16 protein-coding genes are annotated in these 18,380 nt (G+C 49.9%); 2 read left to right on the plus strand and 14 right to left on the minus strand.

What is annotated here, in order from left to right; translation table 11 throughout:
- Positions 1-60: 60 nt before the first annotated feature.
- The 4 genes from M3661_RS16640 to M3661_RS16655 form a co-directional block, all read right to left on the minus strand.
- Complete coding sequence (locus tag M3661_RS16640) at positions 61-597, minus strand: RNA 2'-phosphotransferase (protein WP_251486783.1); 537 nt, start codon at positions 595-597, stop codon at positions 61-63.
- A gap of 82 nt (positions 598-679) precedes the next feature.
- Positions 680-1,684, minus strand: a complete 1,005-nt coding sequence (locus M3661_RS16645) for a FecCD family ABC transporter permease (protein WP_251486786.1) — start codon at positions 1,682-1,684, stop codon at positions 680-682.
- On the minus strand, positions 1,677-2,690 hold the full coding sequence (locus M3661_RS16650; RefSeq protein ID WP_251486789.1) for a FecCD family ABC transporter permease: 1,014 nt from the start codon (positions 2,688-2,690) through the stop codon (positions 1,677-1,679). The genes M3661_RS16645 and M3661_RS16650 overlap by 8 nt, the downstream gene beginning before the upstream one ends.
- A 93-nt stretch (positions 2,691-2,783) precedes the next feature.
- A complete protein-coding gene (locus tag M3661_RS16655) occupies positions 2,784-3,764 on the minus strand; it encodes an ABC transporter substrate-binding protein (RefSeq protein WP_251486791.1) in 981 nt (326 codons plus the stop codon).
- A 286-nt stretch (positions 3,765-4,050) separates the two neighbouring features.
- Between M3661_RS16655 and M3661_RS16660 the strand changes: the two genes are divergently transcribed.
- Positions 4,051-4,386 carry an ArsR/SmtB family transcription factor gene (locus tag M3661_RS16660; protein ID WP_021256592.1) on the plus strand — a complete coding sequence of 112 codons (336 nt, stop codon included), beginning with the start codon at positions 4,051-4,053 and terminating at the stop codon, positions 4,384-4,386.
- 156 nt (positions 4,387-4,542) lie between these two features.
- Positions 4,543-6,312 carry a SulP family inorganic anion transporter gene (locus tag M3661_RS16665; RefSeq protein WP_251486793.1) on the plus strand — a complete coding sequence of 590 codons (1,770 nt, stop codon included), beginning with the start codon at positions 4,543-4,545 and terminating at the stop codon, positions 6,310-6,312.
- Positions 6,313-6,451: 139 nt separating this feature from the next.
- Here M3661_RS16665 and ftsY read toward each other — a convergent pair whose 3' ends face one another.
- The 10 genes from ftsY to fapR all read right to left on the minus strand — a co-directional run bounded on the left by ftsY (position 6,452) and on the right by fapR (position 18,257).
- The gene (gene ftsY / locus M3661_RS16670; protein WP_065290316.1) at positions 6,452-7,468 is read right to left on the minus strand and encodes a signal recognition particle-docking protein FtsY; all 1,017 of its coding nucleotides are present in this window, start codon (positions 7,466-7,468) and stop codon (positions 6,452-6,454) included.
- A 15-nt stretch (positions 7,469-7,483) separates the two neighbouring features.
- Positions 7,484-11,056 (minus strand): chromosome segregation protein SMC, encoded by a 3,573-nt coding sequence (smc, locus tag M3661_RS16675; protein ID WP_251486795.1) that lies wholly within the window; start codon positions 11,054-11,056, stop codon positions 7,484-7,486.
- 210 nt (positions 11,057-11,266) lie between these two features.
- Positions 11,267-11,965 (minus strand): ribonuclease III, encoded by a 699-nt coding sequence (rnc, locus tag M3661_RS16680; protein ID WP_021256596.1) that lies wholly within the window; start codon positions 11,963-11,965, stop codon positions 11,267-11,269.
- 12 nt (positions 11,966-11,977) lie between these two features.
- Positions 11,978-13,216, minus strand: a complete 1,239-nt coding sequence (gene fabF, locus M3661_RS16685) for a beta-ketoacyl-ACP synthase II (protein ID WP_251486797.1) — start codon at positions 13,214-13,216, stop codon at positions 11,978-11,980.
- A 122-nt stretch (positions 13,217-13,338) separates the two neighbouring features.
- Positions 13,339-13,575 carry an acyl carrier protein gene (gene acpP, locus M3661_RS16690; RefSeq protein ID WP_005551886.1) on the minus strand — a complete coding sequence of 79 codons (237 nt, stop codon included), beginning with the start codon at positions 13,573-13,575 and terminating at the stop codon, positions 13,339-13,341.
- A 203-nt stretch (positions 13,576-13,778) separates the two neighbouring features.
- Positions 13,779-14,525 carry a 3-oxoacyl-[acyl-carrier-protein] reductase gene (gene fabG, locus M3661_RS16695; RefSeq protein ID WP_142543597.1) on the minus strand — a complete coding sequence of 249 codons (747 nt, stop codon included), beginning with the start codon at positions 14,523-14,525 and terminating at the stop codon, positions 13,779-13,781.
- Between the two features lie 122 nt (positions 14,526-14,647).
- Positions 14,648-15,577 (minus strand): ACP S-malonyltransferase, encoded by a 930-nt coding sequence (gene fabD / locus M3661_RS16700; RefSeq protein ID WP_251486799.1) that lies wholly within the window; start codon positions 15,575-15,577, stop codon positions 14,648-14,650.
- An 80-nt stretch (positions 15,578-15,657) separates the two neighbouring features.
- Positions 15,658-16,644: a beta-ketoacyl-ACP synthase III gene (locus tag M3661_RS16705; RefSeq protein WP_021256600.1), complete on the minus strand. Its 987-nt coding sequence runs from the start codon at positions 16,642-16,644 to the stop codon at positions 15,658-15,660.
- Between the two features lie 10 nt (positions 16,645-16,654).
- A complete protein-coding gene (plsX, locus tag M3661_RS16710; RefSeq protein ID WP_251486801.1) occupies positions 16,655-17,653 on the minus strand; it encodes a phosphate acyltransferase PlsX in 999 nt (332 codons plus the stop codon).
- On the minus strand, positions 17,637-18,257 hold the full coding sequence (gene fapR / locus M3661_RS16715; protein ID WP_028531217.1) for a transcription factor FapR: 621 nt from the start codon (positions 18,255-18,257) through the stop codon (positions 17,637-17,639). Before fapR ends, plsX begins: the two co-directional genes overlap by 17 nt.
- Positions 18,258-18,380: the final 123 nt, after the last annotated feature.

Raw genomic sequence — 18,380 nt, forward strand, 5'->3', positions numbered from 1 at the left:
TGTCAATAATGAAGAAGACGGAGAGCCACTTCAGGTTCCCCGTCTTTGCGTCGTCCACATTTATTCACTTATATATTGCGGTGCAATGAAATCAGCTAACCAGATCGTATGATTGCCGTGATAGAATAAAGTTCCTTCATGCGCGGCTCTCGCCGCATCAATGACAAGTATTACAGGGCTACTGTCCTTTCGTCTTCCTACAACCATGGCCGTCTCTTGATCCGCAGACAGGTGAACATACTGTCTCGCCATGGGGTGCAGTCCTTCTCTGCGTATTTGGTCTACGATGCGCCGAGACGTTCCGTGATACAGCATGTCTGGCGGATGAGCAGCGCTTTTCTTTATTTTGTGCGGTATCGAATGGCCATACAATGCTCGAATCCTTCCATCCAGCACCTCGAACCTTTTCTTGTCTGACCGCTCAATCATTCTTACAAAGTCTGTCTCTAGCAAACTTCGCCCTGGATGGCTGAAGTGAAGTGCATGGGAAAGTTGTTCAACCCCCACCCAGCCCTCTTCATCCATCTCCAACTCATACTCCCATGGCGCATGACGAAGCGCGTAAGAAACCTCCTTACTTAATCTCGCGTATTCCACAGGCTCACCATCCTATATTGGAATGATATGCTTACTATTATATCATTAGATTCAACATTCACCTATGAGAGTTGGGCGCGAGCTAGGAACGAATCTTACGTTCTCTGCGCAATAAGTAGAGGAAATACGGAGCCCCGATTACGGCTGTCACTAACCCCGCCGGGAATTCGATTGGCGGAACGATAGCGCGTCCAAGCGTGTCGGCCATCAACACCAAGATGGCGCCTAATAAGCCCGATACGGGCAGGAGAATACCATGCTTGGCGCCAACAAGCCGGCGCGCCATATGCGGAGCGATCAAGCCTACGAAGCCAATCGCGCCGACAACCGCTACCGATACGCCTGCTAAGCCTACCGAAACAGCTACCAGCGCAAGACGAAGATGCTTCACCCGTTCTCCCAAGCCTGTCGCTACATCATCGCCCAAGCTCAGCACATCCAGCCTCGAAGCCAGCAGCAGCACAAGCGGGATTAGTCCCAGCATCCACGGCAGCACACCCATCACCTCGTCCCAGCCTCTGCCCCAAATGCTTCCGGTAAGCCAAATAAGTGCTGCATTGACGCTGACCGGATATTTGAACATGAAGTACTGGATGCCTGCATCGCACATCGCTCCAAGCGCTATGCCCGTCAGTGCCAGCGTCGTGGGACGAGCTCCGCACCTGTATACGAATGCAAATAGAAGCAAGGCTACCAAAGCCGCTCCTGCAAACGCGGATAAAGGCAGTGCGACTGCCGATGACCCGGGAAATAAAATAATGGTTGCACAAGCCGCCAGGCCTGCCCCCTTCGTAATTCCGATCACATCCGGAGAGGCCAGCGGATTCCGCAATACGCCCTGCAGGACAGCTCCTGATATAGCAAGTCCGGCACCCACAAGAACGGACAAGACGATTCTGGGCGAACGGTATTTGCCAAGGATGAACGCATGTTCCTTGCTATGCCCCAACATCGTCTCGATCACTTGGTTCGGCGTTATATAGACCGCCCCCACTCCAAGGCTGATCAGACCCATGATGAGAAGCAGCGCAACTATCGCGAGCACGACGAGCCGATGGCGGCGCACCATATTAGCAGATCTATTCATTGTGCTTCCCTCCTGCATATGCCAAGTACAAAAAGAATGGTGTTCCCAGCACCGCAGTGATAATCCCAATTGGCGCCTCATACGGATACGATATATAGCGTGAAGCAATATCCGCATACACCAGCAGAACCGATCCATACAGGGCGGAGCAAGGCAGTACATAACGCAGATCCACGCCGACCATCAGCCGGACGATATGCGGTACTAGCAAACCCACGAAACCAATCGGGCCGGCAACGGACACCGATCCTCCTGCCAAAATAATGACGAGCAGACCGCCGGCAAACCGCGTTGCCTCGATTCTTGCCCCAAGCCCCCTTGCTACATCATCCCCCATGCTCAGCATCGTTAACGGCTTCGCCAGAGCCATAGCACCCAGCAAGCCGATGCTTGCCCATGGAAGAAGCACACCAACATGATGCCAATTCCGATTACCTATCGCACCGACGAGCCAATAGAGAATGCTGTCCGTCGTGTTCTCATGAAACAAGATCAATCCTTGCGTGATCGACGAGAGAAAAAAATGGACGGTCATTCCAGCAATGGCAAGTCGGGCTGGCTTCAGATCTCCCCCTGCGCTGATGAAATATACGATAAAGCCGCCCAGGGCCGCTCCCGCAAATGCGGAATAAACAAGCTGCTGCTGGGTCAGCTCCGGCAGAAATACCGTTGATGCTACCACTATGAGCGAAGCGCCCGCATTGACGCCGAACACCTGCGGATTAGCAAGCGGGTTGCGTGTCATCACCTGCATGATCGTACCTGCGACTGCCAAGCTGGCACCGATTAGAATCGCGATCAGCGCACGGGGCAATCGAATCTCCTGAACGATAAGCATCTCCTTCGTTCTGTCCACGAAGAACAAAGCTTTCAACAAAGTAGGAAATGAAATCGAGGAGGAACCCAGCGACACATTGATCATGACCCCTGCCGATAATAATGCGAAGCCAAGCAGCAGTGACAGGCCGAACGCCTTGCTCCTTCCGCCGCGATGTAATCCCGTCATGCGTTACAATGCCTCCTTCTTTCTCGTTCCTAAGCAGACAAAAAGTAGGCGTTAACAAGTAACGCCTACCTCGCCCGCTTCCTGTTGCACAAATTATCTCGCCGCTTCCCCGCTGCCGTACAGTTTCGAAATTGCTTCTTCCATCATTAATTCCCCGGCAACGATGCCGCGCCAGCGTGTCCATAAATTGCGATCCACTTCAATGACCTTTTTGTTCTTCACGGCCTTCAGTTCTTGCCACAACGGATTTACGGACCACTCGTCCACGATCGTTTGCTCTCCGTCTGTCTTCATCAGGAACAAAATATCAGGATTGATATTCAGCAATTGCTCCAATGTCAGCTCCGCATAGGGTTCCTTCGGATCCTGTATCGCATTCATCAGACTGACCTTTTCCAATACAGCGCCGTCATAAGAGGATGAGGTATGCGCCTTGAAGCTTTCTTTGCGCAGGGCAGCCGACATGACGGTCTGCTTCTCGTCTGATGGTGACACTTTAGCCTTCAAGGCATTGATTTTATCTTTATGCTGCTCCAACCGCTTTTTCCCTTCCTCACTCATGTTCAAGGCATCCGCTATCGTCTGGAAGGAAGCCAAATTGTCTTCATAGCTAGCTTCTAGACTCTTCAGCACGATTGTAGGAGCAATTTGCTTCAAGTCTTCATAAATCGCTTTATGACGTTTCCAATCCGCGATAATCAAGTCCGGCTGCAGGGAGCTTATTACTTCCAGGCTTGGCTGCTTACGAGTCCCAACTGACGTATAATCTCCAATCTTATCCGCCAGACTCTTCAAAATTCGATCTTTATTTCCGTCATCGGCAATGCCGACAGGCTTCAAATTAAGTGATGCAAGTGCATCAACAAAGGAATATTCGAGCACAACGACCCGCTTGGGCGATCCTTTCACTTCTGTTGTACCAAGCTCATGCTTAATTTCTCGCACGGCTTCTGTTTCCTTAGCGGCTGGTTGATTTCCGCCGGCTTGGCCGCCCTCACTTGCTTGAGAGCCGCATCCCGCAATAAGAAGTACTGTGAATAAAATCGCTAGTATTGCTTGATATTTCTTTTTCAAAAGTTACTACCCCCTGGTGTCCAACATAAAGCTAAATACACTTACATCATTACTGAGAATCATTATCACCTGTACATCATATTGAGATTTGATCTAACTGTCAATATAATCTGAAAATGTAAATTATAGTATTTTATGGTAGTATTAATCCTGCTTATATTTCTATCTTCAATACATCTTCATTCGAACTTGATTTTGCAATCCCTTTTTCACGAACGTTCGTTTTGTGGTAAACTAACACTAACCTATTTTGAATCTTTTATTGTGAATAAGGGAGAAAGCCATCATGTATCCGGATATTCAGCATTTTAAGGCGGAGTTTTTCAAAGCTTTAGCGCATCCTCTTCGAATTAAGATACTTGAGATCTTATGTGAAGGGGATAAAACGGTTAACGAGATACAAGCCATACTTGGCACGGAAGGATCTTCTGTATCGCAGCAGTTGGCTGTTCTGCGCAATAAAAACGTGGTGTACGGCGTTAAGGATGGAACCTCTGTCATTTATTCCTTGCGTGACCCAATGATCAAGGATTTACTTGAAGTCGCGAAGCAAATATTCAACAATCACTTAGTCAATTCCATATCCATGTTGAAAAACATGAAAAACCAAGAATCATCCTAAAAAAGAGAGGAATATGAGTCCGTGACTCCTGTTTCCTCTCTTTTTTGTATAAAAGCATGCCACACCCCTTCCTATACCCTTTGACAGGTATGCAAAACACCTTTATCATTTTAAATATTCAAATAATCAAATATTTAGAAATGGTGGGTATTATACATGAAACCGTTGTGGTGCGGACGCTATGCCAACTACAGCTTCCAATCATTCAAGAAAGATATGATTGCAGGCTTAATTGTCGGTGTGGTTGCCATCCCATTAGGCATGGCATTTGCCATAGCCTCCGGCGTCAAGCCTGAATATGGCTTATATACGACGATTATCGCCGGATTTTTTATTTCGTTCCTTGGTGGATCCAAGTTTCAAATCGGAGGCCCTACAGGCGCATTTATTCCGATTTTGTTCGCCATTGTCATGCAATATGGATTTGAGAACCTGCTAATCGCTGGCTTCCTTGCAGGTATTATGCTTGTATTGATGGGATTGCTGCGCTTAGGAGCCGTGATACGTTTCATCCCGCGGCCTGTAACCATCGGTTTTACCTCAGGGATTGCCGTCATTATTTTTACAGGTCAAATTGCCGATTTTTTAGGGCTTCACTTAGAGAAGCAGGACAGCTTCATCGCCAATATGCGCGAGCTGATCATTCATATCCCAGCGTTCAACATCTACAGTGTTCTGACATCCTGTATTTGTCTTGCTGCCCTCCTTCTCGTGCCGAAGTATATGCCGAAGATTCCGGCTTCTCTAGTCGGTCTACTCTTAGCCAGCTTGGCAGCAGCCTGGTTGTATCCTGATCAGGTTGCTACGATTGGAACGACGTTCGGAACGATACCTAGCGGCATTCCAGCTTTCCACTGGCCAGCGCTAAGCTGGGATCGTATCATTCTGCTGCTTCAGCCAGCATTCGTCATTGCACTGCTCGGCGGAGTGGAATCTCTGTTATCCGCGCTTGTTGCCGACAGCATGACAGGTGAAAGACACAACAGCAATCGCGAACTGATCGGGCAAGGCATTGCGAATATGATCGCACCATTATTCGGGGGAATTCCTGCAACCGGTGCAATTGCTCGTACGGCTACCAATATACGCAGCGGAGCTGCTTCTCCGATTTCCGGGATGGTGCATGCCATCGTCGTACTGCTCGTGCTGCTATTTCTTGCTCCTTATGCTTCGGCAATCCCACTCGCTGCAATGGCACCGATATTGATGATGGTTGCCTGGAACATGAGCGAGCGTAAAACATTTGCGAAGATTGCACGTACCAAAACGGCAGATTCACTTATTTTATGTATTACCTTTTTGCTCACTGTGTTCACGAACCTGACAGTCGCCGTTCAAGCAGGTCTCGCGGTGTCCATTATTTTGTTCATCAAACGAATGAGTGAAGAAGTGAAGGTGAATAAAGTTCTGCCCGATCCGCAGGATCACAAAGCCAAAGTATCTGCGAGAGTCGTAAATGATGGACGAAAATGCCCGCAAATTAGTATCGTAAGCATCGAAGGAACGCTGTTTTTCGGTGCTGCTCATATGCTGGAGCAATCACTCGCATCACAATTCGAGGAAACTCCTCGTGTACTAATCTTGCGAATGGGGCGCGTGCCATATATGGATACAACAGCCGCTGCGCATCTATCTGCATTCGTTAGTCGCATCCGCCAGCATGGAGGCATCGTACTGATAACCGGCATTGCTCCCCAACCTGAAGGGATCATGAACAAAACGGGTCTGGCAACGATGATCGGGACTGAACATTTCTTCCAACGTACTGGAACTGCCATAGATTATGCACTGACTCGCATTGTTAACGTTCAATGCCAGGGCTGTACGCATTTTGCTTTTCGGGAATGCAGGCAATTATCAAATGTTCAGACTATGCCTGAACTGTCAAATCAGCCGCTTTCGCAGCGCAGCACTCTACAAATTTGATTTCGCCATACACAAGCTCATATTCAAAATACCTGTGATAACAAGAGGTAAGAGAAACCATTCCTTTTTCTCAACCAGCATCATCTTGCAAAAAAGGCGTCCCTAAGTGGGACGCCTTCTATCCGTATTCAGATTCGATTTAAGCTTGCTGATCATCCGCTTGCTCATCTTCTGCTTGCTCTGCTTCTGCAATCAATCCTGCGAACAAGGCATGGACGAACTGCTCGGAATCGAATTCCTGCAAATCCCCCATCTTCTCGCCGAGTCCGACCAGCTTCACAGGCAAGTTCAATTCTTGACGGATTGCTATGACGATACCGCCCTTCGCTGTGCCATCAAGCTTCGTGAGCACCAAACCAGTAACTCCACTCTTCTCGCCGAACAGCTTCGCTTGATTGAGAGCATTCTGCCCTGTGGTTGCATCAAGCACCATCAACACCTCATGTGGAGCGTCAGGTACTTCACGCTGAATGACACGGAAGATCTTGTTCAGTTCTTCCATCAGGTTCGACTTGTTCTGCAAGCGACCGGCCGTATCGCAGAGCAGCACATCAACATTGCGCTGCTTCGCAGCCTGCACCGCATCGAACATCACCGCAGCAGGATCAGAGCCTGCCTGTTGCTTAATGACATCGACTCCTGCACGCTGGCCCCATACTTCCAATTGCTCAATTGCCCCGGCACGGAATGTGTCTCCGGCAGCGAGAAGGACAGATTTACCTTCCTGCTTGAACCGATGTGCCAATTTTCCGATCGTAGTCGTCTTGCCGACACCGTTGACACCAACGAACAAAATAACCGTCATGCCATTCGGATTCATATTCAGCTTGCTTGTATCATCGCCACGCAGAAGCCCGACAAGCTTCTCGGACAATACCGGCTGCAGCTCAGCTGCTTCCTCGATTTTACGCTTCTTCACCTCAGCGCGAAGCTCATCAATCAAGTTCATAACCGTTGTCACACCAACATCGGCACCGATTAAGATTTCTTCAAGTTCTTCATAGAAAGCTTCATCAATCTTTTTGCGCCGCGTAATAAGCTCCGTTACTTTCTCCACGAGCCCTTTGCGAGTTTTCTCCAAGCCTTCCTTGAAAATATTCGTTACGGACTCGGTCTTTGCCGCGATGCTTTCCTTCAGCTTCTTAAAAAAACTCATGTCCTTCCCCGCCCCTTATGCAATGATTGCTTCGTCATCTTCCAACTTCACGGATACGAGCTTCGATACGCCGCCCTCTTCCATCGTGACACCGTACAGTACATCAGCTTCTTCCATCGTCCCTTTGCGATGCGTGACGACGATAAACTGAGTCTGCTCGGAGAATTCACGCAAATATTGGGCGAAGCGTGTAACGTTTGCTTCATCGAGTGCCGCTTCAACCTCATCAAGCACGCAGAACGGCACTGGCTTCACATGCAATATCGCAAATAGCAGCGCCATTGCTGTCAATGCACGCTCACCGCCGGACAACAGCTGTAAATTTTGCAGCTTCTTGCCTGGTGGCTGCGCCACAATGTCAATCCCCGTTTCCAGTATATGTTCCGGATCAATCAGAACGAGATCAGCCCGTCCACCGCCGAACAGCTTGGAGAACACGACTACGAACTGTTTGCGGATCGCATCGAATGTTGCTTTGAACCGCTTCGACATCTCGTCATCCATCTCGCGGATAACTTGATAGAGCGTCGTCTTCGCTTCAATCAGATCATTTTTCTGTTCACTGAGGAACTGATAGCGCTCATTCACACGTTCAAACTCATCGATCGCACCAAGGTTTACTTCGCCAAGTGCTGCAATCTGTTTCTTCAGATCGCGCACTTCCAGCTTCGCTTCCTCAATGTTCTCAGGTACTACGTATCGATGCTTCGCCAGTTCAAAGCTAATCTCGTACTCTTCACTGAGTTTGCGCAGCAAGTTATCCAGTTCAACATCAAGGCGATTCGCTTGAATCTCCGTCTGACGCATCGACTCCTCCACTTGCTTCAGCTCCGTACGCTGCTCCTTCGTATCGCTTTCTGCAAGCTCCAGTCTTGCCACACATTGCGCACGATCCGCACGTTTGAACTCAATCTGCTTGCCCGTTTCTTGTTTCTTCACATGGAAATGGTTCAAGTCTTCAGTCTGCTTCATCGTCTCACGCTCAGCGGTCTCCAGATCAATCTGTACCTGAATCAACCCTTGCGTCAACTGCGTATACTCTTGTTCGTACGCCTTGGCTTCCTGCTCAGAGCGTGTCAACTGCTCCTGCAGCGAGAAAGATTCCTGATCGAGCTTCCCTTGACGAACCTTCAAGTCCGTAAGCTGCGATTGCAGCACTTCCTTCTCTGACTCGTTCGCCTTGCGTGCAGATTCAGCAGTCTCTATCGAGACATGCAGACGATCCTCATCAATCTTCAGCTCGTCAAGCCGAGCCTCCGCGGTACGACGCCCAGCGTCCAGCGTGGACATCTCCTCCGCAGCGTGTGTAAGCTCCTGCTGCTCCACCTCGAGCGCTTCTGCCAACTGGCGTTCTTCCTTCTCCAACTGCGCAATCTCGCTCGCCAGCTGCTGCTCATTGATGCGCTTCGTCTCGCCTTGCTCGCGGAGGTCATCGAGCCGCTTCAGTCCTGTCGTTGTGCGCTGCTTCAGCTCCGTATACGTCTCCGTCAGCTTGGCAAGCTGCTTATCAGCTTCCTTAATATCTGCTTCCAGCTGTTCCAATTGACGCTGGCGTCCGAGCAGGTTCGCGCTCTTCTTATTCAAGCTTCCGCCTGTCATTGAGCCGCCGGCATTGACAACATCGCCTTCAAGCGTCACCACACGATAACGGTACTGCAGCTTCGCCGCAATTCGGTTCGCATCTTCCAGCGATTTCGCAATGACCACATTGCCGAGCAAGCTGCCGACAATACTTGCATACATGTCGTCCGACTTTACCAAATCCGCCGCTACACCTACAAAGCCTTCCGTACCATTCACAATACGACGATCTGTCTCATGTAAGGTGCGTGGTCGAATAACATCCAGCGGCAAGAATGTCGCACGTCCTAATTGACGCTGCTTCAGGAACATGATGGCATTCCGCGATACCGTCTCATTCTCCATAACGATATGCTGTAAGGCTGCGCCAAGTGCAGTCTCAATCGCCGTCTCCAATTGCTCTGGCACACGGATCAATTCCGCAACCGCACCATGTACGCCCTGCAATCCATTCGGTCGACGTGCAACCTTAAGCACTTCCCGTACGCCGAGCATGAATCCGTCAAAGTCATTTTGCAGCTCCTGCATCGTATCACGACGAGACACCATTGCATCGGCTTTTTGCTGCCATTTGCGCACAGCCTGCTCCGTCTCGGAGAGAAGCGACTCATCCTGCTTCAACTGCTCACTCTCTGTAAGATAACGATTACGAATGTACGCCAAATCTCCTGTTAGCGTTTCACTGCGGCGCTTGGCATCTTCGACCTTCTTCTGAAGATCCTTCTGCTCCTGCTCGCGCTTGTTGCGTGCTGTATTCATTTTATCGAGACGCTTTTGCAGGGATTCCTTCTGCTGGTCATAGTAGCGAATATCATTGCGCTGCTGCGCCATTTGATTCATTACTTCGAGCAGCTGACCCTTCAAGCTCTCTTCCGCGTCTGAGCTTGTCCCGCCAGCTACGCCAGCAAGCCGTGTCTCTTCGGCAACGATAAGTCCGCGAATTTCAGCCAGTTCAGTCTGCAAGGCCAACAGCTTCTCGCGAACAGATTGCACTTCCAACTGCTTCGCACGCATTCGTTCCGAAGTCGTCGTCAGCGTTGTCTTCATCTGCTGCTCATTGGACGTCAGATTCCGCTTGCGCTCCCTCAGAACCTCGCCTTGTCCTTCGCACTTCTCATACTCCTCACTGTAATGAAGAAGCGTTGCCTGGAGCTTCTCGAGCTCCTCTTCCAGCTTGCGAAGCTCAATGCGGTGCACTTCCAGCTTGGCATCATGCTCGCTTACTACCGTTGACAAGGACAATTCACGTTCCTTCAACTGTCCTAGCTTCTCGTTCGCCTGTTGCCAAGTGATGTGAAGCTCCTCAATTTGATGAACGTAAACTGCAATTTCTTTGTTCTTCAACCATTCACGAAGCTGCTTATAGTGTCTAGCCTTCTCAGACTGCTCCTTAAGCGGCCCGATCTGATCCTCTAATTCCACCACAAGATCGTGAATGCGGAGCAAGTTCTGCTCGGTCTCATCCAGCTTCTTCTTCGCGTCTCGCTTCCGAGACTTGTATTTCACAATCCCAGACGCCTCTTCGAATATCCCACGACGATCTTCTGAACGAGTACTGAGGATTTCTTCAATTCGGCCTTGTCCGATAATGGAATATGCTTCTTTCCCGATTCCTGTGTCCATGAACAGTTCGGTGATATCCTTCAATCGACAAGCTTGCTTATTAATAAAATATTCACTGTCGCCGCTTCGATGCACACGACGTGTCACCGTCACTTCATTGAAATCAAGCGGAAGTGTCTCATCGCTGTTATCGAGCGTTAAGGACACTTCTCCATAGTTCACTGCTTTGCGCGCATCACTGCCTGCAAAGATAATGTCTTCCATCTTGCCGCCGCGAAGTGACTTGGCGCTCTGTTCCCCGAGCACCCAACGGATTGCGTCAGAGATATTACTCTTTCCGCTGCCGTTTGGGCCGACAACGCCGGTGATTCCCTGGACGAACTCTAATTCCGTCCGATCCGCGAACGATTTAAAGCCCGCCAGTTCTAACCTTTTTAAGAACATCGTTCTACGATCACCTCAACGATTATTGTACCATATCGCGAATCCGAATCGTCGCATGGACATGCTGTCAAATTTCCGCGCGGTAACGTAGCTTCGGACAAAGAAAGAGCAAAAACCAGCCTGTAAGCAGCTCCAATTCCGCTCGCTTCGCGCGCTGTTCTTTGCTCTTTCTGCGAAACTGGCCGACGCACGCGCCGGCCTTACAGTACGTTATGATTTCGGAATGACTAATTGCTCGAGCGCCTGTGCCGCGGCTTGTTGTTCCGCTTCTTTCTTCGAGCGGCCAACTCCGCGACCTAAACATTCGTCACCCATACATACTTCAGATACGAATTCACGTTCATGTGCTGGGCCGCGCTCTTCGATAATTCGATATTCGAGCGAACCCAAATTGTGATGCTGCGTCAATTCCTGCAGCTGTGTCTTGTAATCATTCGTCTGCAGCTTGCCGTCAAGCGTGATTTGCGGGAAAATATGCTCGCGCAGAAAATCCCGCACCACCTCTAAGCCTTGATCCAAATAGAGCGCGCCGATGAACGATTCAAAAACATCCGCCAACAATGCGGGACGCGTACGTCCTCCCGTCAGCTCCTCTCCCTTGCCTAACAGAACATACTTGCCGAAACCAAGCTGGTTAGCAAATTTGACAAGAGATGGCTCACAGACGATGGAAGCACGCATCTTGGTCAACTCCCCTTCGGGCCGTGTCGGACATCGGTGATACAAAAATTCTGACACCGTCAGCTCCAACACAGCATCGCCCAAAAATTCAAGGCGTTCGTTGTCTTGGTGCTGGCCGAAGCGGTGTTCGTTCACATAGGAAGCATGGGTGAACGCTTGTTTCAACAGCTGTCTGTTCCGAAAATGAATGTTCAGTTTCTGTTGTAACTGCTTCAATTCTACACTCAACTGTCTGACTCCTTATGCTTCGTATTTCTTCAAGACAATTGTAGCGTTATGTCCGCCGAAGCCAAATGAGTTGGACATCGCTACTTGTACATCAGCTTTACGAGCTACGTTCGGAACGTAATCGAGGTCACATTCCGGATCCTGATTTTCCAGGTTGATCGTCGGCGGAATCATGCCATGCTGCAGTACCAAGCTGCAAATGACTGCCTCTACGCCGCCTGCTGCACCGAGAAGATGCCCTGTCATGGATTTCGTTGAACTCACTGCTGTCTTATAAGCATGGTCGCCTAGCGCTGACTTGATCGCTTTCGTCTCCGAACGATCTCCTACTGGAGTCGAGGTACCATGTGCGTTGATGTAATCAATCTGCTCTGGTGCCAATTCGCCATCCGCCAGCGCACGAGTCATGCACAATGCTGCTCCTGTTGGGTCAGGCTCTGTCATATGGTGAGCGTCACCGCTCATCCCATAGCCAGCCACTTCCCCATAGATACGAGCGCCGCGTGCTAGAGCATGCTCCAGCGACTCCAGAACAAGTACGCCTGCTCCTTCGCCCATAACGAAACCGTCACGGTCTACATCGAATGGGCGGCTAGCGCGCTCTGGCTCATCGTTGCGAGTCGACATCGCACGCATCGCGCAGAAGCCTGCCATACCGATCGGACGGATCGTCGCTTCTGCTCCGCCACAGATCATTACATCCGCGTCGCCGCGCTGAATAATCTTGTATGCGTCGCCAATGGAATGCGTCCCCGTCGCACATGCGGATACAGCTGCTGTATTCGGTCCGCGAGCTCCAACAGTGATGGAGACTTGGCCAGATGCCATGTTCGCAATCATCATCGGAATGAAGAATGGACTAACGCGCTTAACGCCTTTTTCCATCAATACCGTATGCTGATCTTCCCATGTGCCAAGACCACCAATACCGGATCCGACGATAACGCCAACACGATCTGGATTCGTCTGTTCTCTTACGTCCAGCTTCGCGTCTTCCAAGGCGTTCTTACTTGCAGCTACTGCGAATTGAACAAATCGATCCATACGCCTTGTTTCTTTTTTATCCATGAAATCTTCTGGATTGAAATCCTTCACGGAAGCGGCAATTTGCGTCGGATAATCGGTAACATCAAACGCTTCTATGTGAGATACTCCAGACTTCCCTTCCAACAGGTTATTCCAGAATGTCTCAATATCCGAGCCGAGAGCGGTCACGACACCCATGCCGGTCACTACAACCCTGTGCTTCAATCAGAATCACCTCTACTTCTGCAGTTCAAGCTTCTATATGATGGAGAATGCGGCATACCGCCGCATTCAGATATTGCAATAATGAGGAGAAGTCCCGTTAACGAAGAACGGGACTCAGTAACTTAGGTATGAGATTGTATGTAATTCACTACTTCTCCAACCGAAGTAATTTTCTCCGCGTCTTCATCAGAGATTTCCATATCAAACTCATCTTCCAATTCCATCACCAATTCCACAACATCGAGGGAATCAGCGCCAAGATCCTCCTTGAAAGATGCTTCAAGCGTTACTTCTGCCTCATCAACGCCAAGGCGTTCAACGATGATGCGCTTTACACGCTCCAACACTTCTGCTGACATCCGGTTCACCTCCTCTTTGGTATTATACGAAAAAACATTGTAAATTGCCATATCAAAACGGCTTGCTGGTAGAAACGACCCGATCTCTCACAGTCGTTTCCACTTATTAGGGAAAAGATGCTTTATTGCTGATCGCTCAACACTTATGCACACCCACCCATTATATCGCTTAACGTTCATGCTGCCATGAACGGAGAAGCCTCCTACATGTACATGCCGCCATCCACATGGATCGTCTGGCCTGTCATATATTCCGCATCATCAGATGCCAAGAAGCGAACTGCCTTCGCAATATGCTCTGGCTGACCTAGACGATTAAGCGGGATCTGACTAAGCAGCTGCCCCTTCATCTCTTCAGACAGTGCATCCGTCATATCTGTCTCAATAAAGCCTGGCGCCACACAGTTGACGGTAATGCCACGGGATGCAAGCTCGCGCGCAGACGCCTTAGTAAGGCCGATTACACCAGCTTTAGCTGCTACATAGTTGGCTTGACCCGGATTGCCAATTACACCTACGACGGACGAGATATTAATAATGCGGCCAGAGCGCTGTTTCATCATCGGACGAGTCACTGCCTTTACGCAATTGAATACACCCTTCAAATTCGTCTCAATGACTTGATCAAACTCTTCTTCCTTCATCCGCATAATTAAATTATCTCTTGTAATTCCGGCATTATTCACCAATATGTCAATACGGCCAAATTGATCCAACGCTGTCTTTACAAGAAGATCCGCCTCTTCTGTCTTGCCCACATTTGCTTGAACGGTGATGGCTCTGCGTCCCATTGCCTCGATCGCAGCTGCAGTATCCTTAGCTGCCGCTTCGCTGCCTGCATAGTTCACAACAACATCTGCACCAGCCTCAGCCAGACTTAGTGCAATTGCTCGTCCTATGCCGCGAGAAGCGCCTGTGACAACCGCCACTTTGCCTTCAAAGCTCGACATGGTCATGTTCCTCCCTTATACTTGCCCGGGCGTATTCCGCAGCGGGTTACGCCCAGCATCACTAGAATGATAATTGCAGACATAAGATAGATATAGAATATCGATTGTATGAATAACTGCAATTATTCTGCAAGGTACGCTTCTATGGCTGCTAGGCTATTGATCGATACAATCTTCACCGAACGGTCTATCTTCTTAATCAGTCCAGCAAGAACGGAGCCTGAACCCAGCTCAATGAATGTATCAACGCCCTGCTCGATCATATAGCGCACACTGTCTTCCCACAATACTGGCGAGAACACTTGCTCTACGAGCAGCTCACGAAGTAGCTCGCCCGCTTCCTCTGGACGTGCAGATACATTGGCCACAACCGGTACAGAAGCATCTTGGAAGGCAACGGTCTTCAAGACTTCGCCCAGTCGTTCTGCTGCTGGCTTCATTAACAGCGAATGGAATGGCCCGCTAACCTCTAGTTGTTTTACACGTTTAGCGCCAGCCTCTTTCCCACGTTCGGCAACCGCCGCTACACCCTCCGCTGTACCTGATACAACGATTTGGCCAGGACAGTTTACGTTCGCCATCTCTACTGAACCTGTTGTTCGGCTAATATCATCACACAGCGCTCCCAACTGCTCGCGCTCTGCACCTAATACAGCCGCCATGGCACCTTGTCCATGCGGAACAGCCTGCTCCATGAATTGTCCGCGCTGCCGCACAATTGCGACTGCATCCTCGAAGGATAGTACCCCCGCTACAACAAGCGCACTATATTCACCCAAGCTGTGTCCTGCGACGAAGTCTGGACGAACACCAGACGCTTCAAACGCGCGATACAGTGCATAGCTCGTAGCAAGAAGCGCTGGCTGCGTGTTTGCTGTCTGCTTCAAGTCTTCCTCTGGCCCATTGAATACGAGCTCCTTCAGAGGGAATCCAAGTACCTGCTCTGCTGTATCGAAAGCCTCCTGTGCAGCAGGAACGGCCTCATAGACGTCCTTGCCCATACCAACCGCTTGAGCACCTTGTCCAGGAAAAACGAATGCAATTTTACCCAAGATTGTCCACTCCTTAATTTATCCATGAATGAGTATAAATCAGAACTGTGTTTTCCTTAATCACGGAGAAGGACATCCCTCTACCAAACGATAACCGAAGCTCCCCATGTCAAGCCGCCGCCGAAGCCAACGAGCAGGATCGTGTCTCCCTCTTGAATGCGGCCTTGCTCTGCAGCCTCTGCAAGTGCAAGCGGGATAGAAGCTGCCGACGTATTCGCATAGTAAGGCAAATTAATAACGCATTTGTCCTCCGACAGGTTCAGCCGCTCCAGAGCTGCATGGATAATCCGCGTATTCGCCTGGTGTGGAACCATCAAGCTAACATCTTCCTTTTTCTTCCCTGCCTTCTCAAGCGCTTCTTCTGCCGCATTTCCCATAATGCGAACAGCGAACTTGAATACTTCGCGACCGTTCATATAAAGATAATGGCGCTTGTTTTCAACCGTCTCCGCCGACGCAGGCATACGCGAACCACCGGCTTCAATTTTCAGAAGTTCACCGCCATTGCCGTCCGCGCCAAGCACGAAGGATTGGAATCCTCGGCCTTCCGGTACTGGACCAAGCACCGCTGCACCCGCACCATCTCCGAACAGGATGCAAGTATTGCGATCCGTGTAATCCGTAATGCGCGACAAGCATTCTGCACCGATTACAAGTGCGTACTTGTATGTGCCCATTGCAATAAAGTTGCTTGCGTTAGCAAGTCCATATACAAATCCAGAGCATGCTGCTGACAAATCAAATGCTGCCGCTTTCGTCGCTCCAAGCCGCTTCTGAACAAGACAAGCGGTGGACGGGAATGACATATCTGGTGTAACAGTAGCTACGACAATCAAGTCCAATTCTTCTGCTGAGATGCCCGCCGCTTCCAGTGCCTTCTCCGCTGCATAAAAAGCCAAGTCAGAGGTTGCCTCATGCTCTGCCGCGATCCGACGCTCTTTAATTCCCGTTCGTGATACAATCCACTCATCGTTTGTATCGACCATTTTCTCCATGTCCGCATTTGTCAACACACGTTCGGGTACGTACTTACCTGTCCCAATGATTCCTACTGACCGTAAGCTCATCACGCATCACTCACTTCCCACTGTTAGTTCCGCCGACTCCCATAGAAATCGTCTCAATCAAATCATTTTGCAGCGCTAAACGTGCTTGCCGAACCGCATTATGAACGGCTCGCGCATCTGAAGAGCCGTGCGCCTTAATTACAAGTCCGTTCAAGCCTAACAGCGGAGCTCCGCCATGTTCCTTGTAATCCATCGTCTTGCGCAAGCCCTTAAGTGCTGGCATCAACATCGCTGCCGCAAGCTTCGTATACCATGTACGCGTGAACTCCCGCTTCAACACGCCAAATAATGAGCTTGCCGTTCCTTCCAGCGATTTCAACATGACATTGCCAGCAAATCCATCGCACACGAGTACGTCACAAGTACTCTCCAATACGTCTCTGGCTTCGACATTGCCTACGAATTGAATCGGCAGCTCCGCGAGCAGCGGATAGACCTGCTTCGTCAATTCATTGCCCTTCATCGCCTCTGTACCTACGTTCAGCAGTCCGACGCGCGGCTTCGACATGCCATGTACCTTCTCGCGATAAATACTGCCCATCAAGGCATACTGCGCAAGATGCTCAGGCTTGGCATCCATGTTCGCACCCAAGTCCAGCGCTAGCACGCCTCTGCCATCCATCGTCGGGATCATTGGAGCCAGTGCAGGCCGCTCCACACCATTCATACGGCCTACAATGAGAAGCCCTGTCGTCATCAACGCTCCCGTATTGCCTGCCGATATCATACAATCCGCTTCACCTTCACGAACCATACGTCCCGCAACAACCATCGAGGCTTCCTTCTTGCGACGAACTGCCTTAACCGGTTCGTCATCCGCTTCAATTGTATCTGGCGCATGAATGATGCGCACATTCGATGGGGAAGTGGTCATATACGGAGTGAGCTTTGCTTCGTCTCCCACAAGCAGCAGTTCAACATCCGACCATTCCTTGGCTGCCGCCAATGCACCTTCTACATTGCTCTTCGGTGCATGATCTCCACCCATCGCATCAATGGCGATTCTCATGCAGTTCTCCTCCTTCGCTGCTAATCACCGTTCCTGCCGAACGATAAATGACAAAGTTCCCTTGGAACACCATTTCTTCTCCCACATAACTAAACACTTCCACCTTCGCCTTGCTTCGCTCGCCTGAAATTGAGCGTACATACGCTTTCGCGATACACTTCTCTCCCAGCTTCACGGAACGAAGAAAGCGAATATCCGCTGATGACGTTAATGCAATCTCGTCATTAATGACCGCAACCGCAAGCGAGTTCGCTTGCGCGAACAGATGATGACCGCGTGCGATATGTGTTCTTGAGAAGACGTGTTCATCACGGATTTCAAATATCGATATCCCGCTGCGATCCAGCTGCAGGTCAACAATATCACCAATAACTTCATGTAGCGGCAAGGATCTTACTTGATCGTAGGATTGCTCTGCCATTAGCTTCAATCGTTCCCTTAATTCAGGAATCCCGAGCTCCATCCGGTCAAGCCGAATCGTCTGGATACTCACCTTCAACTTGCGGGTTAATTCCTGATCAGTCACGAATGGATTCTCTTCAATGATTGCGGCCAGCTGCTGCTGACGCTGTCTCTTAGGTAAACGCTCGATGTCCCGCACCACCTTTGCTCTTTGCCCAATATGCTAAAGGCTTGGCTTGCCGCATAACTGCTGACTGTCCAACCCTTATGTATATCATAGATCATTTTCATCGATTTGAAAAAAGGTATTTAGAACCTGGTACTA

It is taken from the genome of Paenibacillus sp. MER 180, from assembly GCF_023713665.1.
GTDB lineage: Bacteria > Bacillota > Bacilli > Paenibacillales > Paenibacillaceae > Paenibacillus_B > Paenibacillus_B suaedae.

What these genes read in the sequence shown, in the direction of transcription:
- acpP (WP_005551886.1), bottom strand. Translation starts at nt 13,575, where the DNA reads ATGTCAGCAGAAGTGTTGGAGCGTGTAAAGCGCATCATCGTTGAACGC.
- M3661_RS16650 (WP_251486789.1), bottom strand. Translation starts at nt 2,690, where the DNA reads ATGACGGGATTACATCGCGGCGGAAGGAGCAAGGCGTTCGGCCTGTCA.
- M3661_RS16645 (WP_251486786.1), bottom strand. Translation starts at nt 1,684, where the DNA reads ATGAATAGATCTGCTAATATGGTGCGCCGCCATCGGCTCGTCGTGCTC.
- ftsY (WP_065290316.1), bottom strand. Translation starts at nt 7,468, where the DNA reads ATGAGTTTTTTTAAGAAGCTGAAGGAAAGCATCGCGGCAAAGACCGAG.
- plsX (WP_251486801.1), bottom strand. Translation starts at nt 17,653, where the DNA reads ATGAGAATCGCCATTGATGCGATGGGTGGAGATCATGCACCGAAGAGC.
- M3661_RS16660 (WP_021256592.1), top strand. Translation starts at nt 4,051, where the DNA reads ATGTATCCGGATATTCAGCATTTTAAGGCGGAGTTTTTCAAAGCTTTA.
- smc (WP_251486795.1), bottom strand. Translation starts at nt 11,056, where the DNA reads ATGTTCTTAAAAAGGTTAGAACTGGCGGGCTTTAAATCGTTCGCGGAT.
- fabG (WP_142543597.1), bottom strand. Translation starts at nt 14,525, where the DNA reads ATGTCGAGCTTTGAAGGCAAAGTGGCGGTTGTCACAGGCGCTTCTCGC.
- M3661_RS16665 (WP_251486793.1), top strand. Translation starts at nt 4,543, where the DNA reads ATGAAACCGTTGTGGTGCGGACGCTATGCCAACTACAGCTTCCAATCA.
- M3661_RS16705 (WP_021256600.1), bottom strand. Translation starts at nt 16,644, where the DNA reads ATGAGCTTACGGTCAGTAGGAATCATTGGGACAGGTAAGTACGTACCC.